The 15188-nt window shown below is 49.4% G+C and carries 12 protein-coding genes; 9 read left to right on the top strand and 3 right to left on the bottom strand.

Annotation, left to right across the window (positions count from 1 at the left end; translation table 11 throughout):
• Positions 1 to 111: 111 nt before the first annotated feature.
• The 3 genes from OCU49_RS10355 to OCU49_RS10345 all read right to left on the bottom strand — a co-directional run bounded on the left by OCU49_RS10355 (position 112) and on the right by OCU49_RS10345 (position 3873).
• On the bottom strand, positions 112 to 1629 hold the full coding sequence (locus tag OCU49_RS10355; RefSeq protein ID WP_261844907.1) for an aldehyde dehydrogenase: 1518 nt from the start codon (positions 1627 to 1629) through the stop codon (positions 112 to 114).
• Between the two features lie 3 nt (positions 1630 to 1632).
• Positions 1633 to 2565, bottom strand: coding sequence for a dihydrodipicolinate synthase family protein (locus OCU49_RS10350; RefSeq protein ID WP_261844906.1), 933 nt, complete (start codon positions 2563 to 2565; stop codon positions 1633 to 1635).
• A 312-nt stretch (positions 2566 to 2877) separates the two neighbouring features.
• Complete coding sequence (locus OCU49_RS10345; protein WP_261844905.1) at positions 2878 to 3873, bottom strand: LysR substrate-binding domain-containing protein; 996 nt, start codon at positions 3871 to 3873, stop codon at positions 2878 to 2880.
• Positions 3874 to 4189: 316 nt separating this feature from the next.
• Here OCU49_RS10345 and OCU49_RS10340 point away from each other — a divergent pair, with 316 nt between their 5' ends.
• From OCU49_RS10340 to OCU49_RS10300, 9 genes are all read left to right on the top strand, one after another.
• On the top strand, positions 4190 to 5416 hold the full coding sequence (locus tag OCU49_RS10340; RefSeq protein ID WP_261844904.1) for an aromatic ring-hydroxylating oxygenase subunit alpha: 1227 nt from the start codon (positions 4190 to 4192) through the stop codon (positions 5414 to 5416).
• 150 nt (positions 5417 to 5566) lie between these two features.
• On the top strand, positions 5567 to 6481 hold the full coding sequence (locus OCU49_RS10335; protein WP_261844903.1) for a DMT family transporter: 915 nt from the start codon (positions 5567 to 5569) through the stop codon (positions 6479 to 6481).
• A gap of 502 nt (positions 6482 to 6983) precedes the next feature.
• Positions 6984 to 8162: a glycine betaine/L-proline ABC transporter ATP-binding protein ProV gene (proV, locus tag OCU49_RS10330; RefSeq protein ID WP_261844902.1), complete on the top strand. Its 1179-nt coding sequence runs from the start codon at positions 6984 to 6986 to the stop codon at positions 8160 to 8162.
• Between the two features lie 55 nt (positions 8163 to 8217).
• Entirely contained in the window at positions 8218 to 9153 is a 936-nt protein-coding gene (proW, locus tag OCU49_RS10325; RefSeq protein ID WP_261844901.1) for a glycine betaine/L-proline ABC transporter permease ProW, read from the top strand.
• A 115-nt stretch (positions 9154 to 9268) separates the two neighbouring features.
• Positions 9269 to 10291 carry a glycine betaine/L-proline ABC transporter substrate-binding protein ProX gene (gene proX / locus OCU49_RS10320; RefSeq protein WP_261844900.1) on the top strand — a complete coding sequence of 341 codons (1023 nt, stop codon included), beginning with the start codon at positions 9269 to 9271 and terminating at the stop codon, positions 10289 to 10291.
• 64 nt (positions 10292 to 10355) lie between these two features.
• A complete protein-coding gene (locus OCU49_RS10315; RefSeq protein WP_261844899.1) occupies positions 10356 to 11687 on the top strand; it encodes an MmgE/PrpD family protein in 1332 nt (443 codons plus the stop codon).
• Between the two features lie 55 nt (positions 11688 to 11742).
• The gene (locus OCU49_RS10310; protein WP_261844898.1) at positions 11743 to 12738 is read left to right on the top strand and encodes a GlxA family transcriptional regulator; all 996 of its coding nucleotides are present in this window, start codon (positions 11743 to 11745) and stop codon (positions 12736 to 12738) included.
• A gap of 105 nt (positions 12739 to 12843) precedes the next feature.
• Entirely contained in the window at positions 12844 to 13821 is a 978-nt protein-coding gene (locus OCU49_RS10305; protein ID WP_261844897.1) for an isopenicillin N synthase family dioxygenase, read from the top strand.
• A 118-nt stretch (positions 13822 to 13939) separates the two neighbouring features.
• A complete protein-coding gene (locus OCU49_RS10300; protein WP_261844896.1) occupies positions 13940 to 15151 on the top strand; it encodes a cation:proton antiporter in 1212 nt (403 codons plus the stop codon).
• The last annotated feature ends 37 nt before the right edge of the window (positions 15152 to 15188 follow it).

Raw genomic sequence — 15188 nt, 5'->3', positions numbered from 1 at the left:
TCATCGCTCCTAACGATGCTGCCTGCCTGTTAACGCTTACATCTAAACATCACAGACAACTCAGGAACCTGCCGCTAACGCGGCAAATTCCATCAATGCGACAGCTGCGTATTAATCTACGCTGCCATCGACTGCATCGTCACTCAGGTCGATCCAGATAGTTTTCAGTTCAGTGTACTGGTCATGGGCATGGATAGAGTTATCCCGGCCACCAAAGCCAGACTGTTTATACCCACCAAACGGCGTAGTGATATCACCTTCACCAAAGCAGTTTACGGTTACAGTCCCGGCACGGATTGCCTGCGCAGCACGGATGGCTTTCTTGGCATTTGCAGTAAATACAGACGCCGCCAAACCATATTCCGTATCATTCGCCACAGTGATCGCTTCGTCATAGCTGTTTACCGTAATCACCGACAGTACCGGACCAAAAATTTCTTCCTGCGCCAGCGTATCGCTGTTGCTGACACCGTCAAAAATAGTTGGCTGAATGAAAGTGCCATTGTCGGTTTCACCGCCCAAAACCACATCATGGCCATCAGCTTTACCCTGCTTAAGATAACCATCGACTTTGGCGAAATGGCCTGCATCGATCATTGCACCTAACTGATTCTGCGGGTCCAGTGGATTACCGGTATTCCAGTCACGGGCGTGGGCTTTAATCCGTTCCAGCAAAGCATCTTTAACGCCCGCTTCTACGATCAGACGGGAACCGGCAGAGCAGTTCTCTCCCATGTTCCAGAATGCAGCTGCAACGACCTGTTCAGCGACTTTATCCAGATTCTCAGCGTCATTCAGAACGATGCATGGATTCTTGCCACCCAGCTCCAGTACAACTTTCTTAAGATTCGAATCTGCGGCATAACGCAGGAAACGACGACCCGTCACGGTCGAACCGGTGAAGGTCACCATGTCGACATCCATATGCATGCCCAGTGGCTCACCCACTTCAGCACCGCCACCGGTAATTACGTTCAGTACACCTTTTGGCATACCCGCTTCCATGGCCAGCTCAGCAATGCGTAAAGCTGTCAGCGAGGTTTGTTCTGCAGGCTTTACAACCATAGAGCAACCTGCCGCCAGTGCCGGTGCAATTTTCCAGGCCAGCATCAGCAGCGGGAAGTTCCACGGCAATACCGCACCCACCACTCCTATCGGTTCACGTACAACCATGGCAATAGCATCGTTGCCGACAGGCGCGGTCTGGTCATAAATTTTATCGATCAGTTCCGCATGCCAGGTCAGGGTATGAATGAATTCAGGAATATCGATGCTTTCGCAATCGGCAATTGGCTTACCTGAGTCCAGACTTTCCAGTACAGCCAGTTCGCGTGAATTACGTTTCACCAGCTTACACAGGCGGATCAGTACTTCTTTACGCTCACCAGGGTGCAGTTTGCTCCAGCGGCCATCTTCAAAAGCTTCACGGGCTTTTTGTACCGCAAAGTCGACATCTTCTGCATTACAGGCAGCCACATTGCCCAGCAATTCGCCGGTAGCAGGGTTGGTCGATTCAAAAGTATTCCCGGATACAGACGGACGGAATCCACCGTCTACAAAGCTCATGCAAGCAGGGTTCAGATCGGCAGCAACGGCCTGATATTCTTCAAGAGTTAACAGATCAGTCATGGCTTATTGCTCCGCAGAATCTTCAGCCAGAATGCTGGCAATGGTAGTTTTCAGGGTCTTCACAACCTGGCTCATGGCACGCTTGTCGTCTTTGTTCAGACCGCGCAGAGGACGGCGCATCTCACCGGAATAGCGACCATCCATCGTCACGCCGTACTTCACGCTCTGGATGAACTTGCCACCCTGCTCCAGTACCCGCATCAGTGGCATCATTGCTGACATAATCCGGCGGGCTTTGTTAAAGTCGTTTTCGATCACACAGGCCTGATACAGCGCCAAATGCTCTGTCGGCAGGAAGTTAGAACCGGCGCAGACCCAGCTCTTGGCACCCCAGGCAAAGAATTCCAGGGCCTGATCATCCATGCCGCAAGCAGTTTGAATGTGCGGATAGTCCCGCGCCAACATGTGCAGGCGGTTAATGTCACCGGAGCTTTCTTTAATAGCCTGAAAATTAGCGGAACGGCCGACACGGTCGAAGAACTCTTCTTCCATGTTGACGCCCATACGGTCCGGGTAGTTATAAAGCATGATTGGCAGGTTTGCTGCACGATCAATGGTCAGGGCATGCAGCGCCAGTTCCCGCTGGGTTGGCAGCGAATATGGCGGCGTTGCCAGCAGAATCACGTCAGCGCCATATTTAGCGCCGTCTTCTGCCAGTTTGATGGAGTGATCTGGATTAATAGAACCGGTACCAAAGATAACGATGGCCTTATCAGCAGCGATCTGTTTTGAGATCTCCAGTAGCTTAACCCGTTCTTCATGGCTTTCGACGTAATATTCACCAGTAGTACCACCGACCATCAGGCCCTGTACGCCGGAATCGACCAGATACTGAACCTGAGCGGCAAAGGCATCGTAATCGATGCTGTGATCTTCGCCGAACGGGGTGATGACCGGCGTATAAATCCCCTCAAAATGCATAGTTGTGTTACCCATTAAGATTCTTATTGTTCCTGCTATCGATGCCTGAGCATTAATAGCGACATAGTAAAAATCTTAACGAGGAGCTACCTGTTACCACAATCAACCTTTTTGTCGCAAAAAGCATAACCTCAAGTTATCAAAGCAAGGCTAAAGCGACTAAACCGTCACTCAGGTAATGATTAAGCCATGCTTCTGAGGGTTTTATTTCATAAAAAAACGCCATACTGTTCTCACAGAATGACGTTTAAAATTTAATAACTCACCTAATAACCGATCCAGCCTATTACTGACTACTTACTGACATTCGCCTCTCCGAAATAGCGGCTATTCATCATCCTCAGAAAGCTTGCCAACATAGGTTGGCTCCTGACGAATACAATCCATAAACCAGTCCATAAAGGCCTTAAATGCCGGGGTCGTGCTTTTATCTTCTGTATAGGTCAGATAATGCAGCTTCTCTTTGAAAACCGCTTTATGGTCACTGACTCTGACCAGCCGCCCTTCTGCCAGCATATGCTCAACCAGTTGATTCCAGCCCAGACATACCCCCTGATGATTCAGGGCCATTTGTGCCAACATATTGAAGTCGTTGGCATTAAAGATTCTCAGCTGGCTGTCATCACTCTGGTCCAGCTTCATATCATGAAATGCAAACCAGACACCCCAGTCCACATGCTCAGCAACCTGAGAACGACCAAACGGACTCAGGTTTAGTAACACTGCCTGTTGCAAGCCTTCTAATGTGACAATTTCAGGATTGGCCGCCAGATACTCTGGTGAACATACCGGATAAATCAGATCATAAAACAGCGGCACTGAGTGATATCCCTCCCGGGGATCACTGGCCTTATTGATATAAATATCCGGCCGGACACCTGGCTCCATCTGCAGGAAATTATTGGTGGTCACCATGTTAACGTCGATTTCCGGATGCCGGGCGATAAATTCCGGTAACCGGTAAGACAACCAGAAGGTTGAAAACGCCGGGGTGCAGCAAATCGTCAATGCCTGACGACGCTTACCGGTGTTCTGAATTCGCTGGGCTGCCTGGGCGATATTCACAAATGAAAGATAAGCGGCATCATAGAAAATACTGCCGGCCTCGGTCAGCTCCACCGCACGCCCGGAGCGCTTAAATAAAGTTACGCCTAAGGCAGCTTCGAGTTCGCGAATTTGCCGGCTAATTGCAGCTTGCGTCACGCACAAGGCTTCAGCAGCACGGGTAAAGTTCTGATATTTAGCGGCCGCCACAAATGACTTAACCGCCCGCAATGAAGGCATTTTGACCAGTATCTGATCCGGTTCTACGTGTTTAACCATAACGTCAGGTATTCAATTCTCTAAATAAAAAGTCGCTTTACCGATTTTCAGGCCAAAAATACACTGGCCCTCGTCATCACGCCCTGATTTCAGCGCACAGTCTGCACCGTTCTGCCTCGCCCTAATCCCTTATGAAATGTCAGTTCCGGGGGAGTTCAGGTGCTCGCATTACAACTTACGGTCTGGCCAATGCCTGCTGCATTAAAAACGATAGATGGTCTTAAAAACAATAGCCATGTTTTTATCAGGGTGTTTAAAAACTGCTTTTTTACAAGAATAAAAGTGCTTCGTTACCCGTCTTCTTAGGAGTCACCCCATGTCCAGTCAGGCCAAAACCCTTGAGCTTATCCAGCAGCGGCAACCCCGCCATGCACTGAGCAGTAAGCTTTATCATGACGCTGATGTCTACCAGCAGGATCTTGAACAGATCTGGCACAAGCAGTGGATTTTTGCCGGCCACAACTTTGAAATACCTAAAGCTGGTGACTACCTGACACTGCAAGTAGGCAGCTATCCGATCGTCATTGTCCGGGGCGATAAAGGTGAGATAAATGCTTTTCATAATGCCTGCCGCCATCGTGGTTCAAGGCTGTGTTCTGCCGCCAAAGGTAAGTCAGCCAAGCTGGTGTGCCCATACCATAAATGGACCTTTGGTCTGGACGGCAAACTCCTGTTCGCTGGCAATATGGGACCTGATTTCAGTAATGCTGACCACGGCCTGCTGCCGGTTCACTGTGAAGTAGTGAACAGTTTTATCTACATATGTGTCGCCGAAACCGCACCTGATTTCGAAGCATTCCGGTCTGACGTCACGCCTTTTATCGCCCCACATAATCTGGACGACTGTAAGGTTGCTTTCGAATCCAACATCATCGAAAAAGGTAACTGGAAACTGGTTTTTGAAAACAACCGTGAATGCTACCACTGTGATGCCAACCACCCGGAACTGCTTAATTCCTTCGTTGAAAATCTATCCGTCGCAGGCGTTGGTGGTAACGATGACCCAGAGCTGACTGCCCACTGGGATAGCTGTGAAGCTGCTGGTTTCCCAAGCCGTCTGGTTATGGATCCGAAGAATGGCCAGTACCGCATGACCCGAATTCCGTTAGCATCCGGTGCTGTCAGCTACACCATGAACGGTAAGCCTGCTGTAAATGGTCGGCTGGATACTCCGGATGCGAATGGCAAGCATCTGGAAGACATCGGCGCACTGCTGTATTTCAACTACCCGTCAACCTGGAATCACTTTCTGGGCGATCACTCATTAAGCTTCCGAATTCTTCCACTTGGCCATGGTGAAACACTGGTTACCACAAAATGGCTGGTGAATAAGAATGCTCAGGAAGGCGTTGACTATGATCTGGATACGCTGACAAAAGTCTGGCTGTCTACCAATGATCAGGACCGTGAATTAGTCGAGGAGACCTTTCGCGGTACAGGCTCACCTTCTTACACTCCAGGCCCTTTTTCAGAAATAGCAGAAAATGGTGTATGTCAGTTCGTCGACTGGTACTGCGATACGATGAAAACCCGTCTGGGCTAATTCATCTAAAGACATCACTGTTCGGGTTGTATCTACAGCGCACAATTGTTTTGTCCGTCTTCCCTGCCGGTACTGAAGTTCAGCACCGGCAGGGTTTTTTCAGCTTTTCTGATAACCGGTTATTGAATTCCGGCATATCACGGAACACATATGTACAGAAGCTTTCCTGTCACACTGATCCCATCCGGTGAATATCTGCGGGGGTATTTACTGGTGATCCTTGCTGCTATTAGCTATGGCCTGCAACCGCTATTTGCTTTCCAGGCCTATGCCGATGGTTTTACCCCGTTTGGCCTGCTACTTAGCCGCTACAGTATTGCTTTTTTGCTGTTACTTAGCTGGTTAATCTGGCGAAAAACGCCTCTGCCAGCCGGTAAAAACTTACGTCAGTATTTAACTATTGGCATAGGGTATGGCTGTGCCGCAATGGGCTATTACACCGCAAGCCAAAGTACATCTGTCAGCACTGCTGTCATATTGCTGTTCTCTTTTCCTGCTTTTGTCACGCTCTACTCAATGCTGGTGCTAAAAAATCCACTGCGTAAATCCAGACTGTTAAGCATGCTAATGGGGCTGGGGGGTGTTGTTTTAGCCGCAGGCTCGGATTTTCAGGGTGACCTTAGCGGCATTGGCTGGGCATTATTCGCAGCACTTAGCTACGGCGCGTCTATTATCTATGGCAGCCATAATGCAGTGAGCAGGCAACCACTTGCTGACAGCTGTGTCGTTATGCTGGGCGGCGCTATCGTTTTCAGTTTGGCAGTTGTCATCGAAATACTTAGCAATCCGGCCGGCAGTGGTAGCATAGTTCTCAGCCAGACAGTCAGCGCATCCAGCTGGCTGGCAATCTTTGGGCTGGCTGCTTTTGCCACTATTTTACCGGCTATTTGCTTTATCAGCGGTTCCCCCAAAACCGGTGCCGCGAATGCTGCAACAATTTCGACTCTGGAACCAATAGTCGCGATCAGTATTGCAGTTCTGATGATAGGCGAACCTCTGCATCCCAGTACCTTACTTGGTGGTGTGCTGGTACTCGCTGCAGCAATCACACTGGCACGTAAGTAATTCTGTACTCAGCCCACAGCATCTTCAGTATGGCCAGTGACTCAGCTGGCCATTCTTGCCGTTTTTATAGCGTTCTTAATCTTTGATCGCTGATCTGTTTCATCACTTCCTCTACATCGTCTTTGCCTGTCCCTTGCCCTGCTTATCCTTTTCTCTTCACGTATCTGAGTTCAGAAAACAGCACCGAATTTCACTGTCCGGCACAGTTATTTATCTCAATCATTATCAATGATCGTGGAGCCTACCTGTTCACTACCAGACACTTTCATTACTTAAGTGACGTTTTTCGATCATTAAGCCACGAACAATAACCGGAAGTTATGGTTTTTAGGCAAATAATGTCGTTGGACGGTTTTTTGCAAAATCTCTAATTTAGATAACAGAGTTTTTCTGCGTCTCATCGCATCCGGTTTGAATATTTTATCCGGGTGATAGCAAGGCGCAGCCAGCAGAAAATATTCTGCCGGGGAATATGTAATCCAATAATAAAAACGAGGACAGCATGACAGACAACACAGATATCCTGTCGATTCGCAACGTATACAAAGTATTCGGTGAGCAGCCGGAAAAAGCGATGCAGATGTTGCGCGATGGCGCAGACAAGGATCAGATCTTTGAAAAAACCGGCCAGACAGTCGGTGTCTTCGATGCAAGTTTCTCCGTTAAAAAGGGTGAGATTTTCGTCATTATGGGGCTGTCAGGCTCCGGCAAATCCACCATGGTACGTCTGCTTAACCGCCTGATAGAACCGACAGCTGGCAGCATTGAGCTAAACGGTAAAGACATCACTAACCTGGGTGATGAAGATCTGTTAGACGTACGCCGTCAAGAAATGAGTATGGTTTTTCAGTCATTCGCTCTGATGCCACACATGTCTGTACTGGAAAACGCAGCTTTCGGCCTGGAAATTTCAGGCGTTGAATCAGATGAACGCAACCGACGTGCCCAGGAAGCCCTGGATCAGGTAGGCCTTGGCGAGCACGGTGCCAGCTATCCGCACCAGTTATCCGGTGGTATGCAGCAGCGTGTAGGTCTGGCCCGCGCACTGGCAAACGACCCTACTATCCTGCTAATGGACGAGGCTTTCTCTGCACTCGATCCGCTAATCCGTTACGAAATGCAGGGTGAGTTAATTCGCCTGCAGAAAGAACAGGAACGTACCGTCATCTTTATTTCCCATGACCTCGATGAAGCCATTCGTATCGGCGATCGTATCGCCATTATGGAAGGCGGTCGCGTAGTACAGATAGGTACACCGCAGGAAATCATGCGCAACCCGGCAGATGACTACGTAGAAACCTTCTTTCAGGGCGTAGATGTTACCAAGATCCTTAAAGCCGGCGACATTGCCTGCGCAGATACCGGCTGCACTATACGTGTGAACGGCAGTGTGCAGCCTTTCGATAGCAGCAGCCATAGCTTTGGCTACCTCCTCGACGACAGTAACCAGTTACAAGGCGTTGTTCCCCTGACTGCTAACGACGGTTCAACCGCTACGCTAGATTCACTGCAGGCGTCACAACTGGATAGCCACACTCAGGTATATAGCGATGACTTGCTCAAAGATGTTCTCAAGCAGGTCGCCAACAGCGATTACCCGGTACCTGTAGTTGACCGGACTGGCAATTTCTGTGGCGTCATCAGCAAAGATCATATGCTGCAGACCCTGAGCCATTCCTAGGGCAGCGTGACGTTTGGGCTAAGCCGAATACAACAATAAAAGAGACCGTTACATCATGTCTGAATTTAGTTTATTAGATCCGTTTCAGTTCCTGAGCATCCCCCTCGGTGAGTGGGTCGAGAGCCTGCTGAACTACTTAGTACAAAACTTCCGGGGGTTCTTCCGGGCAATCCGCTGGCCAATCGATCAGGTACTGGATTTCTCTGAATACGTACTGCAGTCCATTCCACCATTAATCGGCATTATTCTGTCGTCTTTACTGGGCTGGCAGCTGGCCGGTAAAAAAATGGGCGTTTTCTGCGCCATCACACTGACCTTCTTAGGTTTGATCGGTGTTTGGTCTGAATCCATGACAACCCTGTCACTGGTACTGACATCACTGTTCTTCTGCATTGTATTCGGCATTCCGTTAGGCATTGCTTCAGCACGCAGCGACCGACTTGAAAAAATCGTCCGTCCGGGACTGGATGCCATGCAAACCCTGCCCGCTTTCGTCTATCTGGTGCCTGTTGTGATGTTATTCGGCATTGGCAACGTACCAGGTGTACTGGTGACAATCGTGTTCGCACTGCCACCGCTTGTACGCCTGACCAACTTAGGTATCCGTCAGGTACCGGCTGACAAAATTGAAGCGGCACGCGCATTCGGCTGCACGCCACGGCAAATGTTATTCAAAGTTCAGTTACCACTTTCAATGCCTACCATTATGGCCGGCATCAACCAAACGCTGATGCTATCTCTATCCATGGTAGTTATTGCTTCAATGATTGCCGTCGGTGGACTGGGTCAGATGGTACTGCGCGGTATCGGTCGCCTGGATATGGGCCTGGCCACTGTTGGCGGTGTCGGTCTGGTACTGCTGGCAATATTCCTTGACCGCTTAACTCAGGCAATGGGCGACCGCTCTGCAGCCAACCATGGAATGCACTGGTACGAAACCGGACCGGCAGGATTCCTGGTGCGTAGCTATCGCAGCATGACCGCAAAATAAATACACGCAACACAATTGAAGTAGCTCGACCTTAAAAACCAGTTAAAGCAACTGTTAAAAAAAACAACAATTTAAAAACAACAATAAAACTATTCATTTAAATGAGGACCCAGCGATGATCAAATCACGCTTAAAAGAACTGTCTAAAAGTATCATTCAGTTAACTGCTGCTGCCACTCTGGCAACCTCTGCCAGCTCTGTATTTGCAGCTGATAAGCCGGGCGAAGGCGTTGAAGTGACACCTATCTTCCCAAGTATTGCTGAAGAACGTTTCCGTGGTGAAATCGCTATCGCAGGCCTGCAAGAACTGGGTTACGAAGTTGAAGAACCAAAAGAAACTGAATACGCCACCATGATGCTGGCACTTTCTTACGGGGACGCAGATTTTACCGTTCACCTGTGGGATGTACTGCACGATACTTTCTACAAAAAAGCTGGCGGCGACGACACTATGGTTAAAGCCGGTGATGTTATCCCGGGTGTATTACAGGGTTACCTTATCGACAAGAAAACCGCTGATGCCCATAACATCAAGTCACTGGCCGACCTGAAGAAGCCGGAAATAGCAAAACTGTTTGATGCTGATAACGACGGTAAAGCAGATCTGACCGGCTGTAATCCTGGCTGGGGTTGTGAGCTGGTTATCGACCATCACATCGAAGCTTACGGTTTAGGCGATACTGTTAACCATAACCGCGGTTCTTACTTCGCGCTGATGGCAGACACTATTACCCGTTACAACGAAGGCAAGCCTGTTCTGTACTACACCTGGGTACCACAGTGGATCTCCGGTGTATTGGTTGAGAACAAAGATGTTGTCTGGTTAGAAGTACCTCACACAGACTTGCCTGACGGCAACAATGACGTCAACACCAGCTTCAATGGCAAAAACCTGGGCTTCGCTGTTGACCGCGTAATGTCCGTTGTGAACAAAGACTTTGCTGAAGAAAACCCGGTAGCCACTAAGCTGCTGTCTCTGGTACAGATCAGTGCCAGCGACGAAAGCGCACAGAACCTGAAAATGCAGGACGGTGAGAAGTCTATCGCAGACATCAAGCGTCATGCGCAGGAGTGGATTTCTGCTAACCGTGGAACATACGACAGCTGGTTAACTGAAGCACGCGCTGCTGTTAACTAAGCACCTGTCTTTAATACCAAAGGCACCTGCGGGTGCCTTTATTTTTTTCTCAAAGGTAAAAGCAATGTCCCTCTACAGTTTCATCAATGGCCTGACATTCAGTGACGTTCCTGCCCATACACAGCAACTGGTAACCACTTCTTTGATGGATATCATCGGTGTTGTTGCCGGCGCGACCGCCAATACAACCAGCGTAAACATCCGTAATTATGCTGCTGATCATTACCCGGCGACCCGCCTGAATAGCCGACTGTTATTTGATGGCCGCAGTGTTCATCCAATGGGCGCAGCCTGGGCCGGTGGTTTCACTGCCGACAGCCTTGATGCTCACGAAGGACATTTCACCTCCAAAGGTCATGCTGGCGCAACAGTAGTACCTGCCCTGCTGGCAATCGCCGATGCCTGCCATGCACAGGGAAAAGACATCTCCGGTGCAGAATTCCTGGCGGCAGTGACCGTTGCCTATGAAACAGGATTACGTGCCGGTGTTGCGTTAATGGATACCGCTGCTGAATATCACGCATCAGGCGCTTTCTCAGGATTAGGCGTCGTTTGTGGCGGGGCCCGTTTACTGAAAATGAGCGAAGAGCAGTTCATGCATGCACTGGGAATTGCTGAATACTTCGGACCACGCTGTCCAATGATGCGTTTAGTCGACTTCCCCTCCATGCTGCGTGATGCCCATGGCGCCGGCGCCTATGCCGGCGTAAATGCATTATTCATGGCAGACGCAGGTATTACCGGAGCACCCGCCGAAACTGTCGAAAACGATAAAATTCGCCATTGCTGGAACGACCTGGGCCAGCGCTGGGAAATCGACGCACAGTATTTCAAACCCTGGCCCGTATGCCGCTGGGCTCAACCGGCACTGACGGCTGTTACCGCCATGTTAGCCGAGCATCCACACATCAGCAGCGCAACAGTTACCGCAATACAGGTAGAAACCTTTCACGAATCCATGCGTTTACAGGGACATTTTCCAGCCAATGCTGATGAAGCTCAGTATGGCCTTGCCTTTCCGCTGGCGGCACTCATCACCCGCGGTCAAGTTGGTCCGAATGAGGTCACAGGTGACGCAATCAGAGATGCACAGATCTTAAAGGTCAGTAAGCTTATCGAAATTGTTGAAGCTGATGATCTTTCAGCGCGCTTCCCGGAAGAGATCCTCAGCCGGGTCAGTATTGAACTGCAGGATGGCAGCCGTATTGTCAGCCCTGTGACTCAGGCGAAAGGTGATCCGGCAACGGCCATGACGCTAGAAGAGTTCCGCGCTAAATTTGATTTACTGGCCGGGGTTAATCTTAATCAGTCACGCCGGGACGCGATCTGCACAGCAATTAACTCACTGCCAACCGCAAAAAATTGCAGTGAGCTGTTTGAATTACTGATGCATTAAAAGGTCGGAGCAGCTTCCTGTTCTGTACCAGAGCAGGAAAGGACAAACACTGATAATGAACACGTTAAACAGACATCCCGGCGAACCCGGATCAACAACAGTCCAAAAGCAAATCTGCTTTATTCTGTTACCCGGATTTGCCCTGACCTCTTTTTCGCTGGCGATAGAAGCACTCAGTGTCGCCAACGGACTCGAAGATCAGCCGATCTATAGCTATAAGATCTGCAGTCTGCTTGACGATAATCAGCCAGGTAACGTTATCAGTGCCAACGGGGTACCGATTGAAGTCAGCCATGGCCTGGATGCCTGTGACAATGCCGAAATGGTGTTTATCTGTGCCTACAAAGGTGCGGCAAGTTTTGAAGATCCACAAATTCTGAGCCAGCTACGCCGTCTGTCACAAAAAGGGGTACGAATTGCTGCACTCAGTGGCGGTAGCTTTCTGCTCGCGAAAGCCGGTTTACTGCATGAAAAAGGCTGTACTCTGGTACATGAGCACCGCAGTACCTTTGCCGAGTTATACCCGTCAATCACTTTGCAGGACAGCATCTATACAGTGAACGGCAACCTGCTTACCAGCGCTGGCGGTACCGCTACACTGGATATGCTGCTGTACCTGATCGGTCTTGATCAGGGTAAAACCTTTGCTCACAAAGTTGCCCAGCGTTTTCAGCAGGAACGCATCCGCTCCGGCGAAGAAGTGCTAACCAGCCAGCGTATGCTTGCCCTTTCCATGAAATCCCCCTGTCTCGGAGCCGCCATTGAGCTAATGGAAAAAAGCATTGATCAGCCCTATAGCATTGAAGAGCTTTCTCAGCGAATCGGTACCACAAGACGAAATCTGGAAATGGTATTTCAGCGCCATCAGGACACCACACCTAACCGCTATTACCTGAAGATCCGACTGCAACACGCCCGCCGAATGCTGGAAGAAACGAATCTGAGTATTGCAGGTATTGCCCAGGCAACAGGTTTCAGTTCACAGAGCTATTTCGGTAAATGCTTTAAAGATCTTTACGATATTCAGCCGTCTCAGCTACGCCAGGAATAATTTCTCGCAACGCTAAGACTCTTCTTCGCATTTTTGATATAGGCAAGGCACCTATAAAAGCAATACTGGCACCTCTTATAATAACTAAAGCCAACAGGTGCCAACGTGTCTACGCAGACAGACTCCCGACTCGCGAGCAAAGAAACATCCTTTCATGAAATTCCCATTATTGATATCGGACCACTAATCGATGGTTCTGATCCACAACAGGTTGCCAGCCAGATTGGCGACATTTGTGAGAATGTCGGATTTCTGTACATTCGCAATCATGGCGTCGATAAAGCGCTCATCCAGACTGCCTACGAGCAGGCGGAAGCCTTCTTTAAACTGCCGTTGGATGCAAAAAACAAACTGCACATCAGCAATTCCGGCCAGACCCTGCGCGGCTATATACCTATGTACGCAGAAAACGTTGATCCGGAAAACACCAAAGATCATAAAGAGTGCTTCGACCTGGGTGCAGACCTACCAGCAACAACCCCGTTTCACGGCCCCAACCTGATGCCTGAAACACCCTCAGCCTTCAAAGAGACCTTTGAACGCTACCACAGCGCAATGACGCAACTGGCAGAGAAACTCATTAGCGCTATCGCCCTTAGCCTGAACCTGCCTGCAGACTATTTTGCCAAGCTTCAGCAAAACCCAATCACCATTCAGCGGCTGCTGCACTACCCTTCGCAATCCGGAGAAATCCGTCAGGAAGAAATTGGTATCGGCGCCCACACAGATTACGGTTTCTTAACCATTCTCGGCCAGGACAATAACGGTGGCTTGCAGGTACAAAACCGCCACGGCGAATGGATAGCGGCCCCACCGGTAGAAGATACCTTTATCGTGAATATCGGTGATCTGGTTCAAACTTTCACCAACGATAAATACATTTCAACTATGCACCGCGTCATCAACACCAGCGGCCGCGAACGCTACTCACTGCCCTTCTTTATCGATCTGGACTTTGATGCCGAAGTCAGCGTCGTGCCAACTTGCCAGAGCGAAGCAAACCCGGCGAAATATCCGCCCTACACCTGTGGCAGCCACAAGTACAAACGCTTCGCAGATAGCTATGCGCACTTGGGTGAGTAAAGCCTATTCAAAAGCTTAGTTTTCAGACCGCCAGTATAAGTTGCTGGCTGTCTGAACAGTATTTATGCTTTATTAACTGTAGTGAACGCTAAAAACCTTCTCGCTACAGGAACCCAGCATGCCTATCACTGATCTCATTGCTGTTCTGCTTATTTTCTCTATGACAGGCATTGTCGGCCTGTTCATTACCCGCTTGATCGACCTGCCTTACTCACTGATCCTTGTCGTACTGGGCTTTGTGTTGGCGTTGTCTACAGAGACCTTAGGCTGGGACACAGGTATCCGGGCCAGTAATTTTCAGGACCTGATGCTGTTTGTACTCTTACCTGTTCTGATCTTTGAAGCGGCATTTTCACTGGATTCAAAGCTGTTATTCAAATTCATGCCCAATGTACTGACACTGGCCACTATAGGCTTGCTTGTTTCTACAGTTGCGACTGCGGTGTTTATTTTCTACGGCATTGGGCACCCCGGATTCCCTTTTATTGCTGCCTTAATCACCGGTGCAGTGATATCTGCCACCGACCCTGTTGCAGTTGTTGCGCAGCTTAAAGCACTGAATGCTCCCGCTGAGCTGAACGTACTGATTGAAGGCGAAAGCCTGTTTAACGATGCGACTGCCATCGCGTTATTTTCTATTCTGGTTGGAATTGGCCTGGGTACCGTTCAGGCGGATGTGACCGATGGCATGATTCAGTTTCTGAAGATCTTTTTTGGTGGGGTCGCTGTTGGCGTGGTGATGGGATATCTGTTCGCCCTGATACTGCGTATTTTTACCGTCACTCTGCCCGGGTTGGTATTAGTCACTATCGTGCTTTCCTATGGCAGCTTCTTTATAGGTGAGCATTTCTTGCATGTGTCTGGCATCGTGGCGGTACTATTTGCAGCCATCGTCTTTAAAAAGTGTGCCAGACAGAAACTAAAAGATATTGAGCATCAGGTACATAATGTCTGGGAGTCTATCGGCTTCATCGCCAATGTTTTTGTGTTTGTTTTATTAGGCCTGGTGATTACCGTTGAGATGTTTACCGAGCGCTGGCTTGCCATTTTACTGGCCGTAGCTGCCGCCACACTGGCCCGCACTATTGCGGTGTATTCTTCTGTCTTGCTCAACAAAGCAACTATTGGCCAGACCGTAGACAAACGCTATCCGCCAATTATGATTTGGGGCGGGCTGCGAGGCGCAGTCACAATCGCGTTGGTATTATCCCTGCCGACTGAACTTCCCTATTGGTGGACGATCCAGTCTATTGGCTTTGGTGTGGTGCTGTTTACCTTAATAGTGCAAGCAACGACTAATCCATGGCTGGTCAGAAAACTGAAAATATAGCTAACTAGCCGTATACCGCTATAGCAATAATAGAGTA

Origin of the sequence: Aliamphritea ceti (assembly GCF_024347215.1) — a bacterium.
In the GTDB taxonomy this organism is placed as follows: Bacteria; Pseudomonadota; Gammaproteobacteria; order Pseudomonadales; family Balneatricaceae; genus Amphritea; species Amphritea ceti.
This window is presented reverse-complemented; position numbering and strand designations above follow the sequence as displayed.

Bases quoted from the DNA above. Each gene is read 5' to 3' on its own strand.
- OCU49_RS10310 (WP_261844898.1), top strand. From the start codon at position 11,743: ATGAACACGTTAAACAGACATCCCGGCGAACCCGGATCAACAACAGTC.
- OCU49_RS10300 (WP_261844896.1), top strand. From the start codon at position 13,940: ATGCCTATCACTGATCTCATTGCTGTTCTGCTTATTTTCTCTATGACA.
- proV (WP_261844902.1), top strand. From the start codon at position 6,984: ATGACAGACAACACAGATATCCTGTCGATTCGCAACGTATACAAAGTA.
- proW (WP_261844901.1), top strand. From the start codon at position 8,218: ATGTCTGAATTTAGTTTATTAGATCCGTTTCAGTTCCTGAGCATCCCC.
- OCU49_RS10355 (WP_261844907.1), bottom strand. From the start codon at position 1,629: ATGACTGATCTGTTAACTCTTGAAGAATATCAGGCCGTTGCTGCCGAT.
- OCU49_RS10350 (WP_261844906.1), bottom strand. From the start codon at position 2,565: ATGGGTAACACAACTATGCATTTTGAGGGGATTTATACGCCGGTCATC.
- OCU49_RS10340 (WP_261844904.1), top strand. From the start codon at position 4,190: ATGTCCAGTCAGGCCAAAACCCTTGAGCTTATCCAGCAGCGGCAACCC.
- OCU49_RS10345 (WP_261844905.1), bottom strand. From the start codon at position 3,873: ATGGTTAAACACGTAGAACCGGATCAGATACTGGTCAAAATGCCTTCA.
- OCU49_RS10335 (WP_261844903.1), top strand. From the start codon at position 5,567: ATGTACAGAAGCTTTCCTGTCACACTGATCCCATCCGGTGAATATCTG.
- proX (WP_261844900.1), top strand. From the start codon at position 9,269: ATGATCAAATCACGCTTAAAAGAACTGTCTAAAAGTATCATTCAGTTA.
- OCU49_RS10315 (WP_261844899.1), top strand. From the start codon at position 10,356: ATGTCCCTCTACAGTTTCATCAATGGCCTGACATTCAGTGACGTTCCT.